This is a genomic window from Nocardia sp. NPDC051900 (assembly GCF_044452545.1).
Classification (GTDB): domain Bacteria; phylum Actinomycetota; class Actinomycetes; order Mycobacteriales; family Mycobacteriaceae; genus Nocardia; species Nocardia sichangensis.
On the sequence record NZ_JBITBU010000008.1, the window covers coordinates 110,376 to 135,104 of the forward strand.

Genomic DNA, 24,729 nt, shown 5'->3' on the forward strand with positions numbered 1-24,729 from the left:
CGACTTCCTTGTCTGCGCGGGCCCACCGGGCGGGTGGACCAGCCTGGGCACGGTGTAGTTGTGGCTCGGTTCCGGCGTCCGCCGGTTCCGAACGGCATGGCGGGAGTCAGGTTACCCGCCGTTCACCTAAGCCCAATTGTGCACCTCACCACGCCGCCACCCCGCAGCGAACCTGCGGAATGTGCGGAATGCGACAGAGACGGTCGTCACTTCGGCGGCCGGGCGGCGGCCGCGGACTGTCCGCGTTCGACACCGTCCAATAGATTGGTCGCGTGACGAACGAACAGTCGCTTGCCGAGCCGGTCAGCACCTCCCCGGATGGCGCAGGCTGGCGCCCCGACGTCCTCGGCCCGCACTATCAGCAGCGCACGCTGGACCTCGGTCCCGACCCCGACGGTGAGGGCGAGGTGGCCGCCACGCTGGTGCGCTACGTCCCGTCCGGCGACGTCGAGCAGACCGCGGGCGCGGTGCTCTATGTCCATGGCTTCACCGATTACTTCTTCCAGGAGCACCTGGCCGAGCACTTCACCGCGCGCGGGTTCCAGTTCTATGCTCTCGACCTGCGTAAATGCGGGCGGTCGCTGCGTGAAGGGCAGACCCCCCACTATGTGACGGATCTCGCTTTCTACGATCGCGAGCTGGCGGAGTCGCTGCGGATCGTCCGGGCCGAGACCGGTGCTCCCGTCGTGCTCAACGCCCACTCGACCGGCGGCCTGGTCGTGTCGCTGTGGCTGGACCGGCTCAATCGGGCCCAGGGCACGGCCGCCGCGGGGATCACCGGCGTCGTGCTCAACAGCCCGTGGTTCGACCTGCAGGGTCCCGCGTACTACCGGAGCATCGGAACGCCGATCATCAAGGCCGTGGGACGGTTCCGGAAGATGGTCCAGCTGCCCGGCGGCAAGATCAGCACCTACGGCGACAGCCTGCACCACTCGGCGTCCGGTGAGTGGGAGTACAACCTGGACTGGAAGCCGTTGCAGGGCTTCCCGGTCCGGCTCGGCTGGCTGCGCGCGATCCGCAACGGCCACGCGCGGCTGCACCAGGGCCTGGACATCGGGGTGCCCTCCCTGATCCTGCGCTCCCGGATGACCAAGTTCGCCAAACAGTACGGTCCCGCCGTGGCCGTGGCCGACGCGGTGCTCGACGTCAAACAGATCCAGCGCTGGTCGGGTTGCCTTGGCGACCGCACCAACATGGTGCCGATCGACGGCGCCAAGCACGACGTGTTCCTGTCCGGCCCGGAACCGCTGGCCCAGGCGTTCCGCGAGCTCGACAGCTGGCTCGACTGGCTCGCGGACTACCAGGGCGCGAAGTCACCAGAGGCTGGTGCGTAGCACGATCTCGGTGGCCAGCTCGTGGTCGGCTTCGGTGGCCACGTCGGTGACGTCGACCTCGACCACCCGGAATTCGCCGTAGACGAACCGCCCCGACGTGTCGGCCACCGAGCGCGGCAGATTCTTGGTCACCAAGAGCGTGGTGGGTACCTCGACCGGACCGGTGGACGCATCCACCACCGTTCCGTCGGCGCCGGGAGTCGCCGGGTGGCCGCGATCGGCCACGACCAGGCTCTGGAAGCGGCCGAAGCCCTGTGCGCACACCTGCCAGGCCAGCACGGCGCCTGCGCCGCATCCGGCCACGTTGACCCACGGCAACCCCAGCTCATCGAGGATCGCGGTCACACCGGCCGCGTCGAGGCCGTCGATCGACTCCACCGCGAAGGTGCGCAGATCCGAGGTGTGCAGGCGAGCGCACACCCGATCGAAGACGTCCGCCGGCTCGCCCGCGTCGGGCAGCAGCAGCACGCTGTGCCGGGATTCCGGTCCGTCGATCCGCACGGTCCGCGCCCGGTCACCCACCGTGATCTGCCGAGATTCCATGCCGATTCACGCTACACGGCTCGCGGCGCCGTGGCGGCGGGTCCGGGGTGGCGGAATCAGGCGAGCAGGCGCATCCCGGCCCGCTCACCTGCGTTGTGGTCGAAGGTGACGGTCAGGTCACACCCGGCCTCCTGGCCGAGCTGCTGGATCAGCGCGTCGGCGAAGTCCGCGCCGTCGGCGGCCCGGCGCAGCGCCTGGCGAACGGTGTCGGCGCGCTCGACCACGATCTCGCTGGAATCGAGCAGTCCGAGCAACACGTCGGTGACCGCTTCGGGATCCTGTTTGTAGCCGCGGCGCAGCACCCAGTGGATCTCGGCGAGCACGATCATCGTGATGTAGCCGGGTTTGCTCTCGCTGAGCCCGTCGATCACCTGATTGGCGCGGGCGGATTGCTCCGGGTCGTCCTGGGTGAGGTAGCGGATCAGCACGTTCGCGTCCAGGCCGATCATTGCGCCTTCCCTTCCACCACGTTGCCCGCGATGGCCTCGTTCATCTCCGCGAGGCCGATCGGCGAGCCGGACCAGCCCACGATGCCCTTCAGCGACTTGATCGTGCGCGTTTCGGGCACCAGTTCGTAGGTGCCGCTGGGCGTGGGGACGAAGGCGACCCGCACTCCGGTACGCAATCCCATCGCCACACGCACGTCGATCGGGATGGTGATCTGCCCCTTACTGGTCACCGTCGCCGACACCACATTGCCCCCTCGGCTGTTGGGTCTCTTCTCCGCCGCCATCATCCTCGCACCCGACCGCACTCGCTCGACTCAGCCTTACCTGGAGCCGAATTCCTTACTGCAAGGTAAGGCGCGGGGTGGCTCCCGTCAACCGATACGGTCGCTCGCGAGCACCACGTCGGTGGCCATGATCGGCAGACCGGCGGGCGCGCCCTCGGCGACCAGGCGCTCGAGCGCGGCGAGGTCGAGGTGACCTTCGATCAGGTCGGCCAGCAGATCGAGTTGCGCGGCGCGCACCCCCGCGACCGAAACATCCTCGGCCACAGCGAATCCCGACCGGCCCGCCGCGGCGGCGACCGCGCGGAGCCACCCGCGGCGGAACTCGTCGGACTCGAGCAGCCCGTGCAGGTGGGTGCCCCACACCGCGCCGCGGACGCTGCCCTCCGGCTCGCCGTCGATCGTGAGCCACGCCGGGTCGCCGCGGTGCGTGAGGCGGCCGTGATGGATCTCGTAGCCGCGCACGGCGACGCCCGCCGCGTGCCCCGCACTGCGGCGCAACACCTTCGGTTCGGCGAATTCGACGGTCAGGTCGAGCAGCCCGAGTCCGTCCACCGCACCGGCGCCGGACTCGACGCGGTCGAGAACGCGGGTGCCGAGCATCTGATATCCGCCGCACACGCCCAGGATCGGCCCACCCGCGGCGGCGCGCGCCATCAGCGCGTCGGCGATGCCGGTACGCCGCAACCACCGCAGATCCGACACCGTCGCCTTACTGCCGGGCAGCACCACCAGATCGGCGTTCGCCAGCCGGGACGGCTCGGTCACCCAGCGCACCGCGACGCCCGGTTCGCAGGCCAGCGCCTCGACGTCGGTGGAGTTGGAGATGCGCGGCAGCCGGATCGCGGCGACGGTCAGCCATTCCTCGCCCACCGGCGGCCGGGGGCGGCCCACCGGCGCGTCGGCGAGGGTGCCCAGCGAGTCCTCCGCGTCGATCCAGAGGTCTTCGGCGTACGGCAGCACACCGAGGGTCGGGCGACCGGTGAGTTCGGTGAGACGCTCCAGTCCCGGCTGTAGCAGCTCCACCGCGCCGCGGAACTTGTTCACGATGAAACCCGAGATCAGTCGCTGGTCCTCGGGTTCCAGGATGGCGACGGTGCCGAACAGGTGGGCGAGCACGCCGCCGCGATCGATGTCCCCGACCAGCAGCACCGGCAGGCCCGCCGCGCGCGCGAGGCCCATGTTCGCCAGATCCGTCGCGCGCAAGTTGATCTCGGCGGGCGATCCGGCGCCTTCACAGACGACCACGTCGAATTCGGCGCGCAGCGCGGCGAGTTCCGCGGCCACCACATCGCGCAATTCCCGCCGATGCCGGAAGTAGTCCTCGGCGCCGACGGTGCCGATCGCCTTGCCCCGCACCACCAGCTGGGAACGGCGGTCGCTGCCGGGCTTGAGCAGGACGGGATTGAACCGCACGCTGGGCTCCAGCCCGCACGCCTGAGCCTGCAACGCCTGCGCCCGCCCGATCTCCCCGCCGTCGAGCGTGACCACGGAATTGTTGGACATGTTCTGCGCCTTGAACGGCGCGACCCGCACGCCGCGCCGCGCCAGCCACCGGCAGATCCCGGCCACGACGACGCTCTTCCCCGCGTCCGAGGTCGTGCCCGCGACCAGCAGCGCGCCCTTCATCGCGGGCCGGTCCTCCGGCGCACGGCCGGGCCCCCGGTCACGGGAGGGTCAAGATCTCGGTCCCGGAATCGGTGACCACCAAGGTGTGCTCGAACTGCGCGGTCCACTTGCGGTCCTTGGTCACCACGGTCCAGCCGTCGTCCCAGATCTCGTAGTCGATGCCGCCGAGGTTGATCATCGGCTCGATGGTGAACGTCATGCCGGGTTCGATGATGGTCTCCACCGCGGGCTGGTCGTAGTGCAGCACCACGAGCCCGCTGTGAAAGGTCGGGCCGACGCCGTGGCCGGTGAAGTCGCGCACCACGCCGTAGCCGAAACGGTTGGCATAGGACTCGATGACGCGGCCGATCACGTTCAGCGCCCGACCGGGACGCACGGCTTTGATGGCCCGCATGGTGGCCTCCTCGGTCCGCTCGACGAGCAGGCGCACCTCCTCGTCGACGTCACCGGCGAGGAAGGTCTTGTTGGTGTCGCCGTGCACGCCGTCGATGTAGGCGGTGACGTCGATGTTGACGATGTCGCCGTCCTCGATCACGGTCGAGTCCGGAATGCCGTGGCAGATGACCTCGTTCAGCGAGGTGCAGCACGACTTCGGGAAACCCTTGTAACCGAGGGTCGACGGGTAGGCGCCGTGGTCGCACATGTACTCGTGCGCGATGCGGTCCAGCTCGTCGGTGGTGACACCGGGGGCGACCGCCTTGCCCGCCTCCTCCAGCGCCTGCGCGGCGATCTTGCCCGCGATGCGCATCTTCTCGATCGTCTCGGCGGTCTGCACCCAGGGCTCGCGTCCCTCGTTGGCGGTCTTCTTCCACGCGTATTCCGGGCGCTCGATGGTGCGCGGTACTTCGCGGGTGGGCGACAGCGTTCCGGGGACGAGAGGCTTGCGGGTGCGGACAGACATAGCGAACAGCGTAATCGGCCGACCCCACCGGTGCCGAGGGCCTCCGGGGACAGGGCCGGACCACGAGCACCGTGCTCATCGGCACACCCTCGGAACGAGCCATCCCCGGCACGTCGGCATAGGCGACACCCGAGCGAGTAATTCCGCCGACCACGTCCTCCGTCCACATAAGATCATCTGTCGACCGAAAGCCCTCTTCCGGTGGGAGTGAAAATGGCCACTGAACCAGCTTCTCCACCGCACCGGGACAGAAATGAAGCGGCTTCGTCGCCCGAGATACCCCCCGACCAGTCCGAGGAAAACTCCACGACCGCACCGGCCGCGCAAGAGGACGTGCACCCGCGCGAGGCGGACGCGACCACCAGAAGTGGACGCTACGCGCTCATAGCGGCCCTGTGCGCTGCACTGATCTCCAGTGTCGTGTCGGCGTCGGCGGCCGTGTACGTCACGGTCAACAAGGCAGACAGAGACCAGCAACTAGCGTTGATACAGGTGACTCGCGAGAATCGCCAAAAGTCATACTACGAATTTCTTGCGAGCACTTTCAATTTCGTGGAGCAGACGGGAAAGATGGCCGGTCTCCTTCGCGTGGACAACCTCGACGGCTTCCGCTCCGCGACAGTCGAGTTCAGCCAGCGCATGAACAAGTTCCTGTCCACTCTCTATATGGCCTCCATGACATCCAGCGAAGACATGATCCACCTGTTGGCCAAATTTCCCGAAGAGACCAAAGAATTGCTGGACAAGCACTACATGCCCTTCGTACAGAAATATACGATCAGGACCGAGGCCCCTTCCGACAGCGATGAACGGAAGCTCGACGGCGCCGCCCTCGATACGGTGCTCATGAATTTCATCAACAAGCTCGATTCTTTGATGAGCGACTTCATCGAGCAGGGCCGCAAGGACCTCGGCTAGCCTGCTGGTCCGTGTTCGTACGGAATGGGCATGCACTGCCTCTGAGTCGAGCACGTAGGGTCGCCCCAACCCGGTAGCCGCGGCGGGCAGCGGAGGTCCACCCCCTTGCTCGGCTCGGCAGCCTGGCAACGAGAGCACGCCGCCGACACTGCACTCCCGGTCGCCATACCATGGGCGGCGTGTCCGCACTACCTCTCATCTTCACCGCAGGCTGGGCCAGCGGCGTGAACGCCTACGCGGTGGTCCTGCTGCTCGGAATCTTGGGCCGGTTCGGATTCACCGATTCGGTACCGGATGGATTGCAGCGCACCGATGTCCTGATCGCGGCGGCAGTGTTGTTCCTGATCGAGGCCGTGGCGGACAAGATCCCCTATCTCGACTCGTTCTGGGACGCTCTGCACACCGTGGTGCGGCCGATCGCGGGCGCCGTGGTCGCGGCTCTCCTGGCCGGACAGGACGGTTCGCTGCCACAACTCGCCGCGGGTGCGGTGGGCGGTACCGCCGCGCTGGTGAGCCACCTGGTGAAGGCCGGAACGCGCATGGCCGTCAACACCTCGCCCGAGCCCGCCAGCAACATCGTGGTCAGCACCGCCGAGGACGTGACCGTCGCGGGTGTGGTCACTCTGGCCGTGTTTCACCCTCTGGCGGCGGCGGTGATCGCGGCGGTGCTGCTCGTCATCGGTTTGGCGCTGGTGTATTTCTGCGCGAGCCGGATCCGTCGCTATCTGCGCCGCCGCCGCGCCCGCCGGGCAGCGCGCGCGGGCAACCGAGTCGCAGTCGCTGAATAATTGCCACGCAGGCGAATCCGTCACGGGCGTGCCGCGCCAGTCGACCACGCGGCACGCCGGGCGGGGCGCCCCGTTGCGCCCGCCGTCACTGTGCCGGCGACATGAGCGCCCGGCTGGAGCCGCCGGTCGTGGGACTCGGCGCCGGGACGTCGCCATTCGGACGAGTGACGCTGCGGGGCAGTGTCACTACCGCGGACGAGACCACCGTCGCGACGAACTCATTGTTCGGGCAAACGGCGGCGGCCACCGGCCACGTCGGTTACCAGGTCAGTGTACCCGTCGACGAGTTCGGCCAGTTGGTACCAATGTTTATGGGTGTTGTCGCTGCGCCCGCCCTCGATGTGGATGACCTGATTGGCATCCACCCAGCTACGCGCCATCCGGTCCACCACGGCGCCGAGGCTTTCGGTGTGCAACGACGCGCCGTTGCGATGCTGCGGGATCTCCTGCGCGACCCAGTCGTTGATGTCGTCGATCAGTTCGAGTCGCCGACAGTCGATTTCGGCGATGAGTGCGGCGTCCACCACCTGCGCGCGGCGCTGGTGCAGCTCGGCGAGTGCGTGTGCGGACCGCAGCAGTTCCCGGTCTTGGAAACGCCGTCCCTGGAAAGCGCACAACAATTGCGGCGCGGTCGGTAAGGCGCCGACCGTCGGCGCGCTCACCGCCGCACTCCGAGTTGACCCGACCCCAACGCTCTTTGTACCAACATAATTGGCTCTCGATTCGGTTATCCCGGCCATCGGATGGGTTGTCACAACTAGGCTAGCTGGATCATGCACGTACAGATGCAAGAACGCAAGATTGCGTCTGCATTTCTGCGGTCAAGGGCTCCTTACGGCGCGCGGAGGCCCAGAGCAGACCGGTCGCAACCCTTTTCGGCTCACCGATCGGGTGCTTCCGGTGCCGATCGGCGGTGACGAGCACCACCACTCGTTCCGAGTTCCGGCCGCCCCCACCGCCGGTCGCAGATCCGTGCGCACGAATTCGCCCACCGCCGCGTACCTTCGGTAGCCGCCAGTGCGCTGTCGACCTTCCCTACGACGTGGAAACCCCCTCGCCGAGCGCCGTGCCACTCGCGCCGATACCGGAGCGTCGCACCGATCCTCAGCCGCTCGCCGACTACGCGGCCACGTTCACAGCTGGGTCACGGCGGCGAGCAACGTCAGCGCGGGCAAGGCGCCCTGCACCACCGCGCCCCTGGCGAACCGGCGGTCGTGCGCCACCAGCACCACCGCGGCAGCCAGCATCGACCCGCAGCCGGCGAGCACCAGTGCCCATCCCGCCGCGGGCACTGTCCGCAGGATGGCCACGCCGACCAGTGTCGTCACCGCGAGGAACAGGTTGTAGAAACCCTGATTGAACGCCCACGGCCGCGCCGCGGGCAGTTCGGCTCCGGAAACCCGGAATACCCCCTGGTACACCTTGGGGTCGCCGAACCGCACGGACTCCATGACGAAGATGCCGACATGGAGTAAGGCGGCCGCGACGGCGAACACCTGTACGACCCAGAGCATTCGACCTCCTCACGATGCGCGCCGGGGAATCCTATGGCCCCCACCCGCGGAACGCCGCGCAACACACCGCCGACACGCCGCCGCGCTAGTCGGTCAACCGGCCAGTCCGAAAACGCGTCGGGCATTGCCGCCCAGGTACAGCTCGCGAGTCTCGTCGTCCAGGCCGAGCGCGGCGAGGCCGTCGAGCGCGTGCTGCGGGAAGATCATCGGATAATTCGTACCGAACAACACCTTGCGGCGGCCGCTACCGGACTTCAGGTACGACACCAGTTCCGCGGGAAGGCGTTTCGTCGTGTACGCCGAGGTGTCGATGACGACGTTCTCGTGCTTGCGCGCGACCGCGATCATCTCCTCGGTCCACGGATAGCCGATATGCCCGCAGACGATCGTCAGCTCCGGGAAGTCGAGCGCGACCTGATCGATGTACGGGATGGGGCGCCCGGTTTCCGACGGCCGCAACGGTCCCGTGTGCCCGACCTGCGTGCAGAACGGGATTCCCGCATCGACGCACGCGGCGAACAACGGATAGAAGCGCCGATCGGTCGGGGGCACTTCCCACAGCCACGGGAGCACCCGCAGCCCCTTGAAGCCCTGGTCCACGCGGCGGCGCAACTCCCGTACCGCGTCCATCGGCCTGCGCAGATCCACCGACGCGATGGGGAGCAGGCGCTCCGGCGCCTCGGCCGCCCAGGCCGCGACCTCGTCGTTGGAGATGAGGACGCCTTCCGGCGCGTGCCACGCCGAGATGAGCGCTCGGTCGACGCCTGCGGCATCCATCGCGTCGAGAGTGAACGACAGCGGGATCTCGTCGGTCGGTATCACGGCCCCGGTCCACCGCCGCAGCGAGGCGAACATGTCGTGGGCGAGGAATCTCCGAGTCGGATGCTGCGCCCAGACGTCGATGGTCATGCGCGGATTCTGACATACGTCATAGCGCCCCGGACACCCCCGCTATGACGCGCGCCGTGGAAAGGTACTTTCGCGACAAACGGTGCGAGACAGCGACTCCCATCGCGACGTACAGATATTGCCGAGTCGCGTCAGCCACACCGCACCCGCCCCCGAAACCGGCGATAATACCCTTCCCACCTCATGGTCTATATCAGCCGTAATAACCAGGCAAAGGGTTCGCTGGGCATAAACTGGGTATCTACCGCAGGACCACAGACAGCCGACAAGAGCAGGGCCATGGCAGGTTCGGACCCGTTCGCCACACAGCACGATCGACCTCCAGGTATCGAGCGGGAACTGGAGGGCGCGGGTCTCGACGACCCCGAAGTGATCGGAAAAGGCGGGTTCGGCGTCGTCTACCGCTGCAGGCAGCGGGCGTTGAACCGCAGCGTCGCGGTCAAGGTCCTCACCGCCCGGCCGGATCTGGAGCCGGAGAACGTCGAGCGATTCCTGCGCGAGCAGCAGGCCATGGGCGCCCTGTCCGGGCATCCGAACATCGTGCCGATCCTCCAAGTGGGCACCACCCGCAGCGGACGCCCTTACTTGGTGATGCCGTATCACTCGCACGGTTCGCTGGAGAACCGTATCCGCCGGGAAGGCTTTCTGCCGTTGCCCGAGGCGATCGGGATCACCGTCAAGCTGGCGGGCGCTCTGGAGACCGCGCACCGGGCCGGGATCTTGCACCGCGACATCAAACCGGGGAACGTCCTGCTCACCGACTACGGCGAACCGCAACTGACCGATTTCGGGATCGCCCGCGTCGAAGGTGGTTTCGAGACCACCACGGGAGTGGTGACCGGCTCGCCCGCGTTCACCGCCCCGGAGGTGCTGCGCTCCGGCGTTCCATCCGTCGCCTCGGACGTCTACGGGCTCGGCGCGACGCTGTTCGCCATGATCACCGGCCACGCGGCCTACGAGCGACGTTCCGGTGAGCAGATCGTCGCGCAGTTCCTGCGCATCTCCGCCGATCCGCTGCCGGACCTGCGGCTCGACGGCATCCCCGACGAGGTCGCGGCCGCCATCGAGGCCAGCATGGCGCACAATCCCGCGGATCGTCCGCCCTCGGCCGCCGCCTTCGGCGAGATGTTGCGCGAGATCCAGCGCGGTAACGACATGCCGGTCGAGCACATGACCCTGCCCACCGGCGAGCAGCCCGCGCCCGAAGACCTCAGCACGCGGCCCCTCACCGCCACAGCGCGTTTTCCCACTCCCCACCCCAAGACGCCGCCGACACCCGAGACCAAGTTCCGCCCTGCGATGCCCACCCGGCCGCTGGTCCAGCGCGAGCGCCTGATCGACGCGTTGCAGACCGAGCCGCGGCCCCGCCTCGCCGTCATCCACGCCCCGGCCGGGTTCGGCAAGAGCACGCTCGCGGCCCAGTGGGCCAAGCGTCTCGCCGACACCGAGAAAGTGGCCGTGGCCTGGTTGAACGTCGACCGCGACGACAACAACGTGGTGTGGTTGCTGACCCACCTGATCGAGGCGTTCAACCGGGTGAGCCCCGCGCTGGCGCCCGGCCTTGCCCCGGTCCTCGAAGAGGGCGACACCAGCGCAGCGCGCTACGTGCTCACCACGCTGATCAACGCCATCGACGAACGCGACGAGCGGTTCGCCCTGGTGATCGACGACTGGGACCGGATCACCGACCCCGCCGCCGTCGATGCCCTGCTCTACCTGATCGACCAGGGGCCGCGGCACCTGCAGATCATCCTGACCAGCCGATCGCTGGAGGGCCTGCCGCTCGGCACCCTGCGCGTTCGTCACCAACTCGTCGAAATCGACGCCGCCGCACTGCGTTTCGACGCCGGGGAGGCGCGGGCCTTCCTCACCGAGCAGACCGGGCTCACCCTGGCCGATACCGAGAGCGCCGAGCTGCGCGATTACACCGAGGGCTGGGCGGCGGCCTTGCAGCTGGCCTCGCTGTCGCTGCGTGAGCATCCCGATCCGGCCTCGCTGATCGCCCACCTGTCCGGGCGTCATCACGCCATCGCGGAGTACCTGGCCGAGAACGTGCTCGACACCGTCGAGCCCGAACTGCGCGAGGTCCTGCTCGCCACCTCGCTTCCCGAACGGATCTCCGGCGGCCTCGCCACGGCGCTGACCGGGGACCCGCACGGGCAGGCCCTCCTCGAGAATCTCGAACGCCGTAACCTGTTCCTGCGCCGCGTCGACGAAGGCGGCGAATGGTTCCGCTACCACCATCTGTTCGCGGAGTTCCTGCGCCAGCGCCTCGAGCGCGACCATCCCGAGCGCGTGCGCGAACTGCATTGCAAGGCAGCCTCGTGGTTCGGCGACAACAGGATGCTCAGCGAGGCCATCGACCACGCGCTGGCCGCCGACGACGGCGACATGGCCGCAGACCTCCTCGAGGCGAAATCCCGCGCTCTGGTGCAGGACGGGCAGCTCGCCACGTTCCTGGGACTGCTCGACAAGCTCCCGCCCGGCATCGCCGCCGGCCGCCCCATGCTTCAGGTCGGTGTCGCCTGGACGCACGTGCTGCTGCGGCGGCCCACCGAACTGCATGCCGCGTTACGGCTGGTGCGGGCATCGCTGGAGAACGAGCCCGCCGCGGATCCCGATGTCGCGCTCGAAGCCGACCTCATCGAGAGCGTGGAGCGCGCCTTCGGCGACCACCCGGAAGGACTGGACGCCGTGGTCGGCAAATGCCTGGCCCGGGCCGACACGTTGGGGCCGTGGGCGCTGTGCGCGGCCGCCAACCTCGCCGCGTTTTCCGCGATCACCAAGTTCGACTACGAGCGGGCACGGGAGTGGAACGACTGGGCCACCCCCTTCTATCGCAAGAACCGCAGCACGTTCACCTTGATGTACAGCCACTGCCTGGTCGGCATCGCGGCCAGGGAACAACTCGACATCGCCACGGCGGAACACAGCTTCCGCACGGCGGTCGAGATATCCACCACCTCGTCGGGCCCGCGGTCTTATGCCGCTCGCTTGGCCGGCGCCCTGCTCGGCGAGCTGCTCTACGAACGCGACCAGCTCGCCGCGGCCGAGCGCCTGCTGGACGAAGCGGGCAGGCTCGGCACCGAGGGCGGCCCGGTCGACCTGCTGATGGCCAACTACGCCACCGGCGCGCGGATCAAAGCCCTGCGCGGTGACCTGGCCGCCGCCGCGCGACGGCTGGACGAAGGCGCCGAGTTGGCGCGGGCCATGAAGCTGCCGCGCCTGGCCACCCGCGTGGCCAACGAGCAGGTCCGGCTGGGCCTGACGGCCACCTACGTCACCGAACCGCCGGCCGGAGAGGGCGGTATCGCCACGATGGCCGCGGAAATGCGTGAGGACTCCGCTATCCGCATGCTGCTGCGTTCGGGGGCCGCCAAAAGGGTGACCGCCGCGTCCACGCGCGCCCGTCAGCTGCGGGATTCGATCGACCCCGATCGACGTCCCCGCGCCGCGGCACAGGCATCGCTGCTGCTCGCCTCCTGCCTCGCGGCGGCGGGAAAGACCGAAGCGGCCAAGGACGAGCTGGCCCCGGTGGTGGTCAGGTACGCCGATGCCGGTCTCATCCGGCCGCTGCTCGACGAGGGCCCCTGGATCATGTCGTTGCTGCACAGCTTGGACTACGACCTGCGCGAAGGCCTCTGGGACGAGGAACGACCGATGATCCCGCCCGCGTTTCTGCGCAGGTTGCTGGCCCGCTGAGCGCCATCAGCCGTCTGAGTCGCCGCCCGCCGCGATACCTCTGCTCGAACGCGGACGCCGGACATCGCTCGGCCGCGACAGTCACGCGCCGACGGGCGGTGGCTCGCTTCCGCCGCTCACAACACCGGTTGCGGACCGAGCGAAGTGTCGGTGTCCAGAATGTGCAACACCCACCGGCCCTTGCCGTCGGCCTTCGCCCGGTAGAGGCCGGTGTCCGCCGCGTCGAGCAGCGATTCGGCGTCCGCGCCCGCGACCGCGGTGACGACCGCGCCGATGCTGATCGACATGCGTAGTCGCCGGTCACCGGCCGTGATCGGGTCGACAAGCGCCTCGAGCAGGCTGTTCGCCACCGTGGCCACCCGGTGATCGCTGGCGGGCGGCGGGATCAGCGCGACGAACTCGTCCCCGCCGATGCGGGCGACCAGACACCCGGATCCGCGCACACTGTCCTGCAGGCGTCCGGCGACCGCGGTCAATATCTGGTCACCCGTGCCGTGGCCGTAGCGGTCGTTGATGTGCTTGAAGCGGTCGATGTCGACGAAACACAATCCCGCCCGATCGCCGTTGCGCGCCTCGTCGATCATCGCGTCGATCCGTTCGATGAGATGCCGCCGGTTCGGCAGTCCGGTGAGCGGATCGTGCCGGGCCTGCCGGTGCAGTTCCTCGCGCATCCGGTGCTGTTCGGTGACGTCCTCGCCGACCGCGAGCAGGTAATCGCTCTGCCCCTCCGCGCCCTTGACGAAGGTGATGGCGAACGACGCCCACCCGTAGCTGTCGTCGGCGCGCCGGATGCGCTGTTCCAGTTTCACCGTGCCCGCACCGGCCGGGACCAGTTTCTCGTACACCAGCGTGCGGATGCCCTCGCGGTCGTTGGGGTGCGCGAAGTCGTAGACCGACACCCCGCGCAAGCTTTCCACCGGGACTCCGATCATCTCGGCCAGACCCCGGTTGACATCCAGCAACGTACCGTCGGTGTCACCGATGGCGATCGCGATCGCCGCGTTGTCGAACACCACACGGAAACGCTCGTCATCGGATCGGTGCGCGTCCTCGTTCGCGCGCCGCTGGGCTTCGTATCCCTGACCGACCTCCGCGAGCAGCGCCGCGAGCCGCCGGCCGGCCTCCGGGGCCGTCGCCTGTTCGGCCAGCCCGTACAGGACCTGGGCCGACGTGCTGGGCACGGCCGGGTCGTCCAGTCCCGCGGAGGCCAGCGACGCGCCGACATGCCTGCCGACGCTCGCGTCGAAGGGTTCGGCTTCCAAGCCGGAAGCCAGCTCCTCGACCATCCCGAGTAGCGCGAGCTCGGGGTCCGGTACAGACGCGGACCCACCGGCGACGGCCTGCAGAGCGCGCCACCACATGTTCGCCATCCTGGCGAGTTCGATCTGTTCCACCGCAACCCCCTCACCATTCAGGCCGGAGATAGCCCCCGACGCATCGTATCCACACATGTTCGAGACCGTCGAGTACTGCCGCCTGGAAGCATTCCCAGGAATGGTGAGAGTGGAGCTATAACTGCAACCCGTTCTCGCGGAAGATCGACGCCCCCTTGTACCGCAGAGTCTTCACCTGCCAGACCCAGGTCGCCTGGACGCAGGCGACCAGATCGGCGAGGTGGGTCGCGACGGTGGACGCCAAGGCGGCGTCCGCGGCTGCCAGTCGATCGCATCGTTCGGTGGCGACCGCGCACAGTTCCCGGAACTCGGCCAGGCGCGCGCGCACGATCTCGGTGGCGCCCCGCACGGCGTCCTCCAGCGAGTATCCGGGGTGGTTCAGCAACACCGCGGGGATCAAGTTGAAATCCGCCAGATCGACGATGCACTCCTTCTCGAAGGAGAACACGTCGTTCATCAACGCGCCGATCTCGACGGTCAGCACCCGCAGCCGGAGGAGGTCCCCGGCCAGCCCCGTCCGCCGGATCAGCTCCCAGGGCAGATAGTCGTCCCGGCCGAACTCGCACAGCGCGATCGCCGGATACATACCCGAGACCTGAGCCCGCAGATCGATGTACTCCGCGACGCTGAGCAACCCACCGCGCGCCCGGGCGTTCTGGTCCTGGATCGCGGGCCGCAGGTGCGCGACGGTGGCTTCGATGAACCGATCGAGCCAGTCCGCGTCCGCGCGGGCGGACAGCATCGTGAGGAACGCCGAGGTCGAGGTCTCCAACGGGGTGGCGTCCGCCGGAACCGACCCCGTGCACAGGAGCGCGCACAGCCGATCGATCGCCACCCGCGCCTGTCGCTGTTCGTCGTCGCCGAGGTGCCCGAACTTCTCCCGGCCGACGGTGTCGTTGAGCCAGAACAGGATCGCGTTGTACAGGCCGATGATCGTCATCCGCTCGGCGCTGACGGCGCCGGGGTGCAGATAGGGCGTCATGCTGTTGTAGTGCGGGCCCGCGGGCTCGAGCCAGATGCCGTGCTCGCGGCAGAAACGTTCCACCTCCGCACAGGCTTGCTCCCCGAACCGATTGGGCCGGAAGTCGCGGCAGTAGTCGATGATGTCCCAGTCGGGTGTGCCGAACATCGCGCGCAACGACCACTGCCGCCCGGTCCGCAGCAACATCTCGTGTTGCCCGCGCATGTCGACGATTTCCCGCTCGAGTGCCGATGTGTACTCACTGACCACAACGACTCCCTCCCACTATGGTTACTTCTAATGAATTGTCTCCGACTTATCGGTAGTGGGACCGGTCGAAGGGCGAAGATCACGCAACACTCGCGCCCTGAATGGCATTGGTGCATCGCGTATTTGACGGCGACACCGCGGCAAACGGGAGCTCGGTCCGCAGCGCGGCGCCACGGCTCGAGAGTCGAGATGGCGCATGGAGGCAAGCGGCCGGTACGGGACGCGCAGGGTGCTCCGGTGCCGATGTCGCCGGACGCGACCTCCCCGTAGGGCCGCCTATCGGGTATCGGTCACCGGTACGGCGCTCACTTCGACGCCAGGACGTCGTGCATGGTCAGCAGCAGATGGTCGAAGCGCGCCCGTTGCGCCGCAGGACCGCCACCCATCGCGGGAACCTCGCCGACCAGTTGTTGCGCCAGGGTCCGCAACTTGATGTTGGTTTCCTGGGAGCGCCATTGCAGCACCCGGAAGGCCTGTTCGGCGTTGATGCCGTAGACCACCATGAGCACACCCTTGGCCTGCTCGATCACCGCACGTGATTGCACCAGTTCGGGCAGCGTGTCGTCGAGGATCTCCTGCCGGTTCTCCTCGAGTGTGCCGGACACGTCGATGAAATAGCCCGCGGTGCCGACCACCGACTCCTGGTCGTCGAGCATGCGATCGGCGACGACGATGACGTGATGGGTGCGCCCGGCGGTGTCGATGACGCGGTGACGTCCGCAGAACGGCTCACCGGTTCGCACGGCGGAGGCGATGGACTCGGCGACGAGAGCGCGGTCGTCGGGATGCTTGTGCGCCAGCAACAGCTCCGTACTGGGTCGCGCACTCCCCTCGGTGTAGCCGTATATCGCGGCCGCCGCGTCCGACCATTCCCATCGCTGATCCTCGAACCAGAAGCGGAAGCTGCCCACGCTCTGCGGCGTGCCCGCGATGACGCTCTCGATCGCGGAGGCGCTTCTCAGCGCGAGGTCGTCCATCCTCGTCACGCGGTCATTATCCATCGGCGCCCGAGGGCCACGGCCGGGAACACGAGATGAAACCAAATTGTGGCAAACTTTCGGCATCATCACGAAAATGCCATCTAGCTCGGCACTATGGACCTAGTGCATATGTATGAATGTATTGGCAATTAATCCGCAATGGGCGTGATGCCGGGCGGTCAGCGCTATTGCCCACGCCCCGAGCCGGAATCCACACCGGCCGCGTTGCGTCGCCCAGGCGGGGCAGCCGGGCCTCTCCCGGCCCGCACGGACGCGCGGCGTCGTCCGGCGATCACGTTCGAGCGTGGCGTTCCCACCGCCCGGAAAGCGGCCCCGCGCAGTTCGGCGAGTCTCCACACACCCCCGCAACCGAGCGGTCGGTCCGGTTCGCCCCGCGATATCGCCCAGCGGCCGTAAACGCACACGAAAACACCGACCATAAGGTGCATCACGGGAGGTAGTCTCTGTTGCTGTGCCCACACCAGGCACAGATCCGCTGCACGCAGGCCGCATTCGAGGTCGAACGTCAGAACACGTTCCAGCAAGTGCGCACACCGAAGGGGTTGGACTGATGGCAGGCAAGCGCACCGTACTGACCGTCCGGTTGCGGCGGCTGGCGGCGATGCTGCACGAGATGCGCGAGAACGCTCAGCTCAGCAAAGAAGAGGTCAGCGCGAAGACCGGGATCAACGTCACCACGCTGTACCGGATCGAGACCGCGCAGGCGCGGCCGCAGCGGCGCACCCTCATGGCGATGCTCGACCTCTACCGCATCGGCGACGAGCAACGCGAGGACGCGCTGGAGCTGCTGTCCGACGCGCTGAAGCCCGGCATGTCACGCGCCTACGAGGGCAGCGTGTCGGAGGTCTACGCCGCCTACATCAATTTCGAGTCCGAGGCGTTGTCCGCGCGGCACTACCAAACCTCTTTCATTCCAGGACTTTTGCAGACCTACGAGTACGCCACCGCCGTGATCGACACCTCCATGCCCAAGCTGGAGGCGTCGGTCATGGAGAGTAGGGCGAAGGCGAGGATGGATCGCGCCGTCAACCTGACCAAGGACGACCCGCTCGAACTCTGGGTCGTCCTGGACGAGGCCGCCATCCGCCGCACCGTCGGCGGGCCCGCGGTGATGCGGGGGCAGCTCGAGCGACTGCTGCAAGAGATCAAGCGCAAGAACGTGATCCTGCAGATCCTGCCGTTCGACGCGGGCGCGCACCCCGGCATGGCGGGTTCGTTCACCTTGTTGGACTTCCCCGACCCCGCCGATCCCGAACTGGTCTATGTGGAGGGCATCGCGGGTGACGAGCTGATCGAGGGCCACTCCGAGATCCGTCGCTTCGGCGTGATCTTCGATCAGCTGCGCGCCATGGCGCTGAGCCCGCGCGACTCCGCGGCCATGATCGTGGAGGCCGCGGGGCAGATGGATCGGGAGGACTAGCAGCCCGCCCCTGGCAGGTGAAATCCAGGCGAAACACGGCCCGGCGCACGACTATTCCGTATCGGAATGGGTACCCTCGCCCTACTGCCGAGGGGAGGACGCATGTCCGAAGTCACAGCCGATCCGACGTCCGACTCCGGGCCCGAACTCAAACGGGTAATGGGGCCGGGATTGCTCTTGCTGTTCGTCGTCGGCGACATCCTCGGCACCGGCATCTACGCGCTCACCGGCAAGGTGGCCAACGAAGTCGGCGGGGCGGTCTGGGTGCCCTTCCTGGTGGCGTTCCTGGTCGCGCTCATCACCGGTTGCAGCTATCTGGAGCTGGTCACCAAGTACCCGCACGCCGCGGGTGCGGCCCTCTACACGCACAAAGCGTTCGGCATCCACTTCTTCACGTTCATGGTCGCTTTCGCGGTGATGAGTTCCGGCATCACTTCCGCGTCCACGGCCTCGCGGGCTTTCGCGGCCAACTTCGCCGAGGCCTTCGATCCGGATCTCGGCAGCGGCGCCGCGGTGACGGTGATCGCGCTGCTGTTCATGGCCGTGGTGGCGGCGATCAACCTGCGCGGGGTGAGCGAGGGTGTCAAGCTCAACGTGGTGCTCACCTGTGTGGAGCTGACCGGGCTGCTGATCGTCATCGGGATCGGCTGCTGGGCATTGGGCGTGGGCGACGGCGACTTCTCCCGCATCGTCGAATTCGACACCGGGGAGCGCAACGCGGTCGGTGGCGTCATCGTGGCCACCACGCTCGCGTTCTACGCGATGGTCGGTTTCGAGGACTCGGTGAACATGGCCGAGGAGTGCAAGGAGCCCACCCGCATCTTCCCGAAGGTGCTGCTCGCGGGACTGATCATCACCGGCCTCATCTACGTGCTGGTATCGATCAGCGCGGTCGCACTCGTGCCCGCAGACCAACTCGGCGAAGGTGACACGCCGCTACTCAAAGTGGTCCAGGTCGGCGCGCCGAGCTTCCCGACCCACATCTTCGCCTACATCACCATGTTCGCCGTCGCCAATTCGGCGCTGATCAACATGCTGATGGCCAGCCGACTGATCTACGGCATGGCTCGTCAAGGCGTGTTGCCCCGGCCGTTCGGCCGCGTGCACCAGCGGCGCCGGACGCCCGTCACCGCCATCGTCTTCACCACGCTGCTCGCGCTGGGGTTGATCCTGCTCGTCGGCGAGGTACCCGAACTCGGTGGCACCACCGCCCTGCTTCTGCTGGCGGTGTTCACGGTGGTCAACGTCGCGGTGCTCGTGTTGCGCCGAGACCCTGTGTCGCACAAGCACTTCAAGACGCCGACGCCGCTGCCGGTCGTCGGCGCGCTCAGCTGCGGCTTTCTCGTCACACCCTTCACCGACCGGAATCCGGCGCAGTACGCCATCGCCGGCGTGCTGCTGGCCATCGGGGTCGCACTGTGGGGCCTGAACTACCTGGCCATTCGGGCCATGCGGGCACAACCCTTGGACAGCGGGTCATCCGCTGAGTGACCGATCGCGTTGTCGCGCCGCGGATCACCTTTTGTCGGTATGCCCGGATTCCGCAGATGACTAGTCGCCGACCGATGGGTAAGGTGGGCGCCGATGACCAGCATGGAAGCCCGTTTCGGCGATGCCACCCGGACCGTGCCCCTCCCGAACCCGTGGAATCTGACCGCTTACCTGGCCGCGGTGGCCGCCCATCGCGGACGCTCGATCAGCCTGCATCCGGTGCCCAAGGCGATGTTGGCGGACATGGGTTGCGGCGGAGGCGGCCTGTGGGTGGCACGCAAGCACGACGACATCATCGTCTACGACGCCGCGGCGACCGGCCGCAACGCCGATCACGTCATCTTGCACGAGATCGGTCACATGCTCTTGGGTCACCACAACGACCAAGAACGCGGCGATCCGTTGCCGCCTTCGTTGGCCGTCGTCCTGCCCTCGATTTCGCCGCAATCGATCGACCACGTCCTCGGCCGTGCCGAGTTCGGCGCCGATCGCGAGCGGGAGGCGGAGGTCTTCGCCGACATGACCATGGTGTACGCGACTCTGCCACGTCGGCGCCGCCGCTCGTTCCGGCTGTTCGGGCGGGGTCGGTAGCTACCAGCGGTCGTAGCGCCCGTCGGGTAGTCGTCTGGCTCCGGCACGCAGGTCGTCGATGAGATCCTGGTAACCGTCGGCCAATTCGTCGATTCGGACCCATGCGTCGTAGAAGACCGATTCCGGCGCGTGCGCCAGCGCCACGAACGCCTGAGCGGCCAGCATGGCCAGCCGGTCGACGATGTGGCCCACGGTCTCGGCGTGTTCGGGCGCGCCCGGCGGCGGTATCGGCGTCGCCAGGGTGACCCAGCGGTCGATGCCGCGCACGAGTTGCACTCGACGCCGGTCGAGTTTGTCGCACCGGCTCGCGGGAGTGCGTTCGCGTGTCTGATGCAGCTGAGCCAGTTCTCCGGCCGCTTCCAGCATCGGATGATCCATGTGCGGCAAGCCCCGGAAGGCAGCCAGCAGGAGTTCTTTGCCCGGAATCACCCTGGCCTCGGACACCTGTTCCATTCTCCGGACCCCCATTCCGACCAGCGTGGACGCGTCTCGGTCGCGCCCGCGATGCCTTGCCTCGCCGGTGTCCCGGCACTGCCCGAACATCCACATATGCCCAGCGTGACCGAGAGTGGTCCGGGTCGCGTCGAATTCGATCACTTCCGCGCACGCGACACGCCCATTGACCGATTTATCCGGTCACACGCCACCCTCCAAAGCTTTGGCAAACATCCAGTGACCTTGCGTTTTTCGACGATAGAGCCATACCTCCTGGCATTATTGCCAGCCGAGACGACACGCCAGCCACGCTCCGGCGAGCCGGGCAAACCCTGACTGATGCTCACGCAACCGCGGCGAACGCGGCGGACCCGGCTTCCGGCAAGCCGCCGCCCAATACCCCGCGAGCGCGCAGACGAAAGCGTCGACCGCCACGGGGTCCACGTCGCGAGTCACTGAATGGGTGGCGATGATCGGATCCGGATCAACACCGGCGGCCGCGATCGACGGCGCGAGCGCGACGAGGTCGATCCACGCGGCGCCCCGGCAGGCCCACGCCCAATCGGCCGCCAGCACCGCACCATCGGGCCGTCGCAGCATGTTGTCCGGCCGAAGATCCGTGTGCAGCAGAGTGTTTCCTTCCGCGGCCATCGGCCACGCGGCTTCCAGCTCGGCCAATTTCGTCAGGTGACGAAGCGACCAATTGTCCAAGTCCGCCGGAGGCCCCTCCGTCACGAACGTTCGCCAGCCGGTCAGCTCCGGTCCGTAGGCTTCCGCAACCGTCGGCACATCAGCCAGTGGGCTCGGAGTCAGCTCCGTCGCCAATCGCGTCACCAGCTCGAGAGTGTCTCGCAACTCCCCCGGCTCGCCGAGTCGGGGGAACGCTCCCTCGACATCGTCGAAAACCGCGACGAACCACCCCGCGATCTCCGTCGCGAACCGGCATCGCGGTGCGGGCACCGTCGCTGGGAGCCGAGCCGCGATCCGCGCTTCCTGCCGATACATCACCGCGAGACCGTCTTCCGCCTCGATCGCCTTCACGAAGGCAGCACCACCGCCGACGGTGCGCAAGCGCGCTGCCACACCGTGGCTGAACCCTCCGCGCTGATTCTCGGCAGTGTGGACGGCGTCTCCGAGTACGCGTGCTACTTCCGTCCGTACCGGCTCCGGCGCCTCGGCCCATCCGATCCGCAGAGCGGTGCCCTCGTAATCCACCATCACTCGATCGTCCGAGCCGCACCGGGAACTCACCACCGAATTACGCGCCCGCATGCGCTCGGATCGGCACTGCACCGCCGCACTTCTTCATGAGGCAAGGCCGAACGCAAGGGCGACCTCGTCACACATGGGCAAGCGCTTCGACTCTGGGCAATTCAGCTTTCGCGCCGCAGGGCGTCTCCGCACTCGAGGCGCTGGCGCCTGATGGGATTGGTGCGAAATTCGAAGCGCGCGTTCCGGATGGTTCTCCCGGGCACTACCGGAGCGCTTCTATTCCCCGCGCGCGATCGACACGCGGCGTGGCCGGTTGCCGCCCACGGCCGGAATGCGCCACGCCTGCGGATCGGCATCGCTTCAGGATGTGATCTCTTGCGCGTCGAGATAATCCAGACCGCCGATGTAGATGGTGTGGCCGGGGTCAGCGGTGGCGGCGGTGGCATCGGCGACCGCGGTGGCGAACTCCGTGACCGTGGGCAAGTCGCCGTGCTCGCGGCGCGCGGCGACGGCGTCGGGATTTCGGCGTTCCAGCAGTTGGACGATGATCGTGCCGTCGATCATGTCGCCGGAGACCACGTGCAGGGCGATGCCCATGGCATCGAGTACCGGGATCATGGCGCGCAGCGCGTCCTCGCCCGCGCGCTTGCTGGCGGCGATGGGTTCGTAGTCGGCGGGGACGGGCTTGCGGCCGTGGAAGTGCGCCTGATGGCTGGTCACGAAAACGATCCGCGCACCGGAAGGCATGTGCGGCAGGGCAAGCCGCACAAGCCGTTCCTGCGCGTCACGATTGAGGGCCATGGCGTAGTCGGGCCGGGCATCGCGCTCCAGCCCACCCGACGCGTTCAGCACCAGCACATCGAGACGGCCGAACTCCTCGGCGACCCCGGCGACCAGCGCCCGGGCCGAATCCGCGTCGGCGATATCGGCGCCCGCCGTCGAGGCACTGCCGCCCGCCTGCCGAATCGACTCCGCAAGCGCGTCGGCCCGCTTCGCCTTCTCCCGGTAATTGATCACCACATGGTCGCCGCGCGTCGCGAGCACCCGGGCGGTCTCCGCGCCGATCCCGCGGGAGGCGCCCGTGATCAGAACGATTCGCCGACCGGTCCTGTCGTCCACCGTCACCCTTTCGGTCCGCCCGGCACCCGGGCCACTGCTTCTGATTCAGAACCACTATGCTGGTTCTAAATGAGAAGCGCAAACGAATCCAAGCCGCCGCGTGGGCGGGACGACCCGGCGAACGCGCCGTTGCTGGCCACGATGGACCTACTCGGCCAACGCTGGATCCTGCGCATCCTGTGGGAATTGGAACCCGACCGCCTCGGCTTCCTCGAACTGCGCCGACGGATGGGCAACTGCTCCTCGAGCATGCTTTCGGTCCGCCTGCAACACCTGCAATCCGCGGGCCTGATCGCGAAGAACCCCGACAAGTCCTATGAACTGACCACCGCGGGCGCCGAACTCGGCACGGCACTCGGATCGGTCTGGGACTGGTCGCGCCGCTGGCGCGTGACCCCCGTCGAGGCCGGGGCCGACTGACTCGCGCCACACTCGACGTTCTACGGTTCGGCGAGGGGCGACCTTGTATGCACGAGACGCGAATCACAGCATGGTCAGGACGAAGGAAGGCGCGTTTTCCCACACCCCTGCGCGTGCACTGCGCCCTGGCGGGCTGCGAGAACTTCGGCTCCTCCCGCAGCTCAGCGGAGTGCGCGTCGTGTTCCGACGGCGGAACACATGGACTGCGGTTCGTTGCCCCGGCCGAGAAGTTGACCTTCGAGTTGGTTGAGGCTCCATGATGGCCGGGTGGTGAGTACGGAGTCGACAGGGTTGATCACGATCGGCGTGCTCGCGCGGGCCAGTGGGCTCACGGCGAGCGCGCTGCGGTTCTACGACGACTGCGGCCTGCTCGTTCCAGCCAGAGTCGATCCACTGACCGGATACCGCTACTACTCCGAGGCGCAGCGGGAGCGGGCGGTGCTCATCCGGCAGCTGCGCTCGATCGATCTGCCGCTGGACACCATCGCGGAGATTCTCGCCGGTGACACCGACCGGGCACGATGCCTGCTCGATCGTCACGTCGCGGAACTGGCGCGGCGAGCGGACGAGGCCGCGCGCGTCGCCGCCGTGGTCGAACAGTCGCTCGGCGCGCAGGTGGCGATAGATGCGGCGACGCTGGCCGAGGCGCTCGACCAGGTCCGCACCGCCGTCGCCCGTACCCGCGAGATACCCGTGCTGGCGGGCGTTCTGCTGGAAGCGGGCGCCAACGCGGTAACCCTGACCGCGACCGATCGCTACCGGCTGTCCACGCGCACCGTGGTGGCGAACCGGCAGCACGGCGGCGAGTGGTCCGTGGTACTCGATTCGAACGGACTCGAGTCGATCACCGACCGATTGCGCGGCATGGACGAGGTCGTCGCCGCACCGTCCAACGGCGGGCTGCTTCTGACCGGAGGCGGCGCGGAACACCGACCGGCTGTCATCGACGCTCCCTTCCCCGACCATCGCGCCTTACTGGCGGGACTGGGACCGGTGCGCACCAGGGCGGTCGTCGCCCGGCATCTGCTGCTGCATCTTCTCGAAAAATCGGACGAATCAGCGCAATTCGCGATTCAGCCGACGGAAATCTCGATATCGGTGTCGGGAGATGTGCACTGCCTGCCCGCCAAGGTCACCGGCTCCGCCGTCACACTGTCGTTCGACCCCGCGACACTGCTGCCCGCCGTCCACACCGCGCTCGGCCCCGATCTCATGCTCGACATCATCGCAGCCGATCAGCCGGTGATTCTGCGCTCCGCCACCGACGGCGACCTCACCACCCTCGCCATGCCGGTCCGGCCCCCGCACCACGACGCCGCCGAATAAGTCATCCGCGCCTACGGCCATTACTCGCGCAACCGCGTCCCTCCCACCCCGGCGGCACCACGATCCGAACGCCCATCTCGCGGTCGCGGTTGCCCGCCCGCGGCCACTACTTCCGATCGGA

General features: G+C 67.7%; 23 protein-coding genes. 9 read left to right on the plus strand and 14 right to left on the minus strand.

All coding sequences use genetic code 11. The features are described from left to right. The first annotated feature begins 272 nt into the window (after window positions 1–272). Window positions 273–1,334: an alpha/beta hydrolase gene (locus ACIA5H_RS15315; RefSeq protein WP_379251412.1), complete on the plus strand. Its 1,062-nt coding sequence runs from the start codon at window positions 273–275 to the stop codon at window positions 1,332–1,334. Here ACIA5H_RS15315 and ACIA5H_RS15320 read toward each other — a convergent pair. From ACIA5H_RS15320 to map, 5 genes are all read right to left on the minus strand, one after another. Beyond that, window positions 1,314–1,877 (minus strand): alpha/beta hydrolase, encoded by a 564-nt coding sequence (locus tag ACIA5H_RS15320; protein ID WP_397076570.1) that lies wholly within the window; start codon window positions 1,875–1,877, stop codon window positions 1,314–1,316. The genes ACIA5H_RS15315 and ACIA5H_RS15320 overlap by 21 nt on opposite strands. 56 nt (window positions 1,878–1,933) lie before the next feature. Beyond that, on the minus strand, window positions 1,934–2,326 hold the full coding sequence (locus ACIA5H_RS15325) for a PIN domain-containing protein (protein WP_195149221.1): 393 nt from the start codon (window positions 2,324–2,326) through the stop codon (window positions 1,934–1,936). Further along, complete coding sequence (locus ACIA5H_RS15330; protein WP_355070037.1) at window positions 2,323–2,556, minus strand: AbrB/MazE/SpoVT family DNA-binding domain-containing protein; 234 nt, start codon at window positions 2,554–2,556, stop codon at window positions 2,323–2,325. The genes ACIA5H_RS15325 and ACIA5H_RS15330 overlap by 4 nt, the downstream gene beginning before the upstream one ends. A 141-nt stretch (window positions 2,557–2,697) precedes the next feature. Further along, window positions 2,698–4,236 (minus strand): cobyric acid synthase, encoded by a 1,539-nt coding sequence (locus tag ACIA5H_RS15335; RefSeq protein ID WP_397076571.1) that lies wholly within the window; start codon window positions 4,234–4,236, stop codon window positions 2,698–2,700. Window positions 4,237–4,273: 37 nt separating this feature from the next. Continuing rightward, the gene (map, locus tag ACIA5H_RS15340; RefSeq protein ID WP_397076572.1) at window positions 4,274–5,137 is read right to left on the minus strand and encodes a type I methionyl aminopeptidase; all 864 of its coding nucleotides are present in this window, start codon (window positions 5,135–5,137) and stop codon (window positions 4,274–4,276) included. A gap of 213 nt (window positions 5,138–5,350) precedes the next feature. Here map and ACIA5H_RS15345 point away from each other — a divergent pair, with 213 nt between their 5' ends. Then, entirely contained in the window at window positions 5,351–6,055 is a 705-nt protein-coding gene (locus tag ACIA5H_RS15345) for a hypothetical protein (protein WP_379251416.1), read from the plus strand. Window positions 6,056–6,234: 179 nt separating this feature from the next. Further along, window positions 6,235–6,843, plus strand: a complete 609-nt coding sequence (locus ACIA5H_RS15350; protein WP_379251417.1) for a DUF4126 domain-containing protein — start codon at window positions 6,235–6,237, stop codon at window positions 6,841–6,843. Window positions 6,844–7,061: 218 nt separating this feature from the next. Here ACIA5H_RS15350 and ACIA5H_RS15355 read toward each other — a convergent pair whose 3' ends face one another. The 3 genes from ACIA5H_RS15355 to ACIA5H_RS15365 all read right to left on the minus strand — a co-directional run bounded on the left by ACIA5H_RS15355 (window position 7,062) and on the right by ACIA5H_RS15365 (window position 9,266). Further along, window positions 7,062–7,421 carry a DUF4254 domain-containing protein gene (locus tag ACIA5H_RS15355; RefSeq protein WP_397076694.1) on the minus strand — a complete coding sequence of 120 codons (360 nt, stop codon included), beginning with the start codon at window positions 7,419–7,421 and terminating at the stop codon, window positions 7,062–7,064. 555 nt (window positions 7,422–7,976) lie between these two features. After that, complete coding sequence (locus ACIA5H_RS15360) at window positions 7,977–8,357, minus strand: DUF1304 domain-containing protein (RefSeq protein WP_356961375.1); 381 nt, start codon at window positions 8,355–8,357, stop codon at window positions 7,977–7,979. Window positions 8,358–8,450: 93 nt separating this feature from the next. Continuing rightward, window positions 8,451–9,266 carry an amidohydrolase family protein gene (locus ACIA5H_RS15365; protein ID WP_356961373.1) on the minus strand — a complete coding sequence of 272 codons (816 nt, stop codon included), beginning with the start codon at window positions 9,264–9,266 and terminating at the stop codon, window positions 8,451–8,453. A gap of 279 nt (window positions 9,267–9,545) precedes the next feature. On the opposite strand from ACIA5H_RS15365, the gene ACIA5H_RS15370 reads away from it, so the two are divergent. Next, window positions 9,546–12,968 (plus strand): protein kinase, encoded by a 3,423-nt coding sequence (locus tag ACIA5H_RS15370; RefSeq protein ID WP_379251421.1) that lies wholly within the window; start codon window positions 9,546–9,548, stop codon window positions 12,966–12,968. A 116-nt stretch (window positions 12,969–13,084) separates the two neighbouring features. On the opposite strand, the gene ACIA5H_RS15375 is transcribed toward ACIA5H_RS15370, so the two are convergent. The 3 genes from ACIA5H_RS15375 to ACIA5H_RS15385 form a co-directional block, all read right to left on the minus strand. Then, a complete protein-coding gene (locus tag ACIA5H_RS15375; protein WP_397076573.1) occupies window positions 13,085–14,362 on the minus strand; it encodes a diguanylate cyclase domain-containing protein in 1,278 nt (425 codons plus the stop codon). A gap of 115 nt (window positions 14,363–14,477) precedes the next feature. Then, a complete protein-coding gene (locus ACIA5H_RS15380) occupies window positions 14,478–15,593 on the minus strand; it encodes a terpene synthase family protein (RefSeq protein ID WP_397076574.1) in 1,116 nt (371 codons plus the stop codon). Between the two features lie 305 nt (window positions 15,594–15,898). Next, a complete protein-coding gene (locus tag ACIA5H_RS15385) occupies window positions 15,899–16,570 on the minus strand; it encodes a PAS and ANTAR domain-containing protein (RefSeq protein ID WP_356962435.1) in 672 nt (223 codons plus the stop codon). Window positions 16,571–17,144: 574 nt separating this feature from the next. On the opposite strand from ACIA5H_RS15385, the gene ACIA5H_RS15390 reads away from it, so the two are divergent. The 3 genes from ACIA5H_RS15390 (at window position 17,145) to ACIA5H_RS15400 (ending at window position 20,096) form a co-directional block, all read left to right on the plus strand. Further along, the gene (locus tag ACIA5H_RS15390; protein WP_379251423.1) at window positions 17,145–18,014 is read left to right on the plus strand and encodes a helix-turn-helix domain-containing protein; all 870 of its coding nucleotides are present in this window, start codon (window positions 17,145–17,147) and stop codon (window positions 18,012–18,014) included. Between the two features lie 102 nt (window positions 18,015–18,116). Beyond that, window positions 18,117–19,505 (plus strand): APC family permease, encoded by a 1,389-nt coding sequence (locus tag ACIA5H_RS15395; protein ID WP_397076575.1) that lies wholly within the window; start codon window positions 18,117–18,119, stop codon window positions 19,503–19,505. Between the two features lie 93 nt (window positions 19,506–19,598). After that, window positions 19,599–20,096, plus strand: a complete 498-nt coding sequence (locus tag ACIA5H_RS15400; RefSeq protein ID WP_397076576.1) for a hypothetical protein — start codon at window positions 19,599–19,601, stop codon at window positions 20,094–20,096. On the opposite strand, the gene ACIA5H_RS15405 is transcribed toward ACIA5H_RS15400, so the two are convergent. The 3 genes from ACIA5H_RS15405 to ACIA5H_RS15415 all read right to left on the minus strand — a co-directional run bounded on the left by ACIA5H_RS15405 (window position 20,097) and on the right by ACIA5H_RS15415 (window position 22,862). Continuing rightward, a complete protein-coding gene (locus tag ACIA5H_RS15405; protein WP_397076695.1) occupies window positions 20,097–20,549 on the minus strand; it encodes a DUF4254 domain-containing protein in 453 nt (150 codons plus the stop codon). Window positions 20,550–20,810: 261 nt separating this feature from the next. After that, the gene (locus ACIA5H_RS15410; protein ID WP_397076577.1) at window positions 20,811–21,749 is read right to left on the minus strand and encodes a phosphotransferase; all 939 of its coding nucleotides are present in this window, start codon (window positions 21,747–21,749) and stop codon (window positions 20,811–20,813) included. A gap of 354 nt (window positions 21,750–22,103) precedes the next feature. After that, window positions 22,104–22,862, minus strand: coding sequence for an SDR family oxidoreductase (locus ACIA5H_RS15415; protein ID WP_397076578.1), 759 nt, complete (start codon window positions 22,860–22,862; stop codon window positions 22,104–22,106). Window positions 22,863–22,931: 69 nt separating this feature from the next. Here ACIA5H_RS15415 and ACIA5H_RS15420 point away from each other — a divergent pair, with 69 nt between their 5' ends. Together ACIA5H_RS15420 and ACIA5H_RS15425 are read left to right on the plus strand one after the other, a co-directional pair. Continuing rightward, complete coding sequence (locus tag ACIA5H_RS15420) at window positions 22,932–23,282, plus strand: winged helix-turn-helix transcriptional regulator (RefSeq protein WP_397076579.1); 351 nt, start codon at window positions 22,932–22,934, stop codon at window positions 23,280–23,282. A gap of 267 nt (window positions 23,283–23,549) precedes the next feature. Continuing rightward, the gene (locus ACIA5H_RS15425; protein ID WP_397076580.1) at window positions 23,550–24,608 is read left to right on the plus strand and encodes a MerR family transcriptional regulator; all 1,059 of its coding nucleotides are present in this window, start codon (window positions 23,550–23,552) and stop codon (window positions 24,606–24,608) included. Window positions 24,609–24,729 lie beyond the last annotated feature (121 nt).

Coding starts and splice junctions, on each gene's coding strand:
- ACIA5H_RS15320 (WP_397076570.1), bottom strand. CDS start 1,877: ATGGAATCTCGGCAGATCACGGTGGGTGACCGGGCGCGGACCGTGCGG.
- ACIA5H_RS15325 (WP_195149221.1), bottom strand. CDS start 2,326: ATGATCGGCCTGGACGCGAACGTGCTGATCCGCTACCTCACCCAGGAC.
- ACIA5H_RS15335 (WP_397076571.1), bottom strand. CDS start 4,236: ATGAAGGGCGCGCTGCTGGTCGCGGGCACGACCTCGGACGCGGGGAAG.
- map (WP_397076572.1), bottom strand. CDS start 5,137: ATGTCTGTCCGCACCCGCAAGCCTCTCGTCCCCGGAACGCTGTCGCCC.
- ACIA5H_RS15345 (WP_379251416.1), top strand. CDS start 5,351: ATGGCCACTGAACCAGCTTCTCCACCGCACCGGGACAGAAATGAAGCG.
- ACIA5H_RS15360 (WP_356961375.1), bottom strand. CDS start 8,357: ATGCTCTGGGTCGTACAGGTGTTCGCCGTCGCGGCCGCCTTACTCCAT.
- ACIA5H_RS15365 (WP_356961373.1), bottom strand. CDS start 9,266: ATGACCATCGACGTCTGGGCGCAGCATCCGACTCGGAGATTCCTCGCC.
- ACIA5H_RS15370 (WP_379251421.1), top strand. CDS start 9,546: ATGGCAGGTTCGGACCCGTTCGCCACACAGCACGATCGACCTCCAGGT.
- ACIA5H_RS15385 (WP_356962435.1), bottom strand. CDS start 16,570: ATGGACGACCTCGCGCTGAGAAGCGCCTCCGCGATCGAGAGCGTCATC.
- ACIA5H_RS15390 (WP_379251423.1), top strand. CDS start 17,145: ATGGCAGGCAAGCGCACCGTACTGACCGTCCGGTTGCGGCGGCTGGCG.
- ACIA5H_RS15395 (WP_397076575.1), top strand. CDS start 18,117: ATGTCCGAAGTCACAGCCGATCCGACGTCCGACTCCGGGCCCGAACTC.
- ACIA5H_RS15400 (WP_397076576.1), top strand. CDS start 19,599: ATGACCAGCATGGAAGCCCGTTTCGGCGATGCCACCCGGACCGTGCCC.
- ACIA5H_RS15405 (WP_397076695.1), bottom strand. CDS start 20,549: ATGGAACAGGTGTCCGAGGCCAGGGTGATTCCGGGCAAAGAACTCCTG.
- ACIA5H_RS15410 (WP_397076577.1), bottom strand. CDS start 21,749: ATGGTGGATTACGAGGGCACCGCTCTGCGGATCGGATGGGCCGAGGCG.
- ACIA5H_RS15420 (WP_397076579.1), top strand. CDS start 22,932: ATGAGAAGCGCAAACGAATCCAAGCCGCCGCGTGGGCGGGACGACCCG.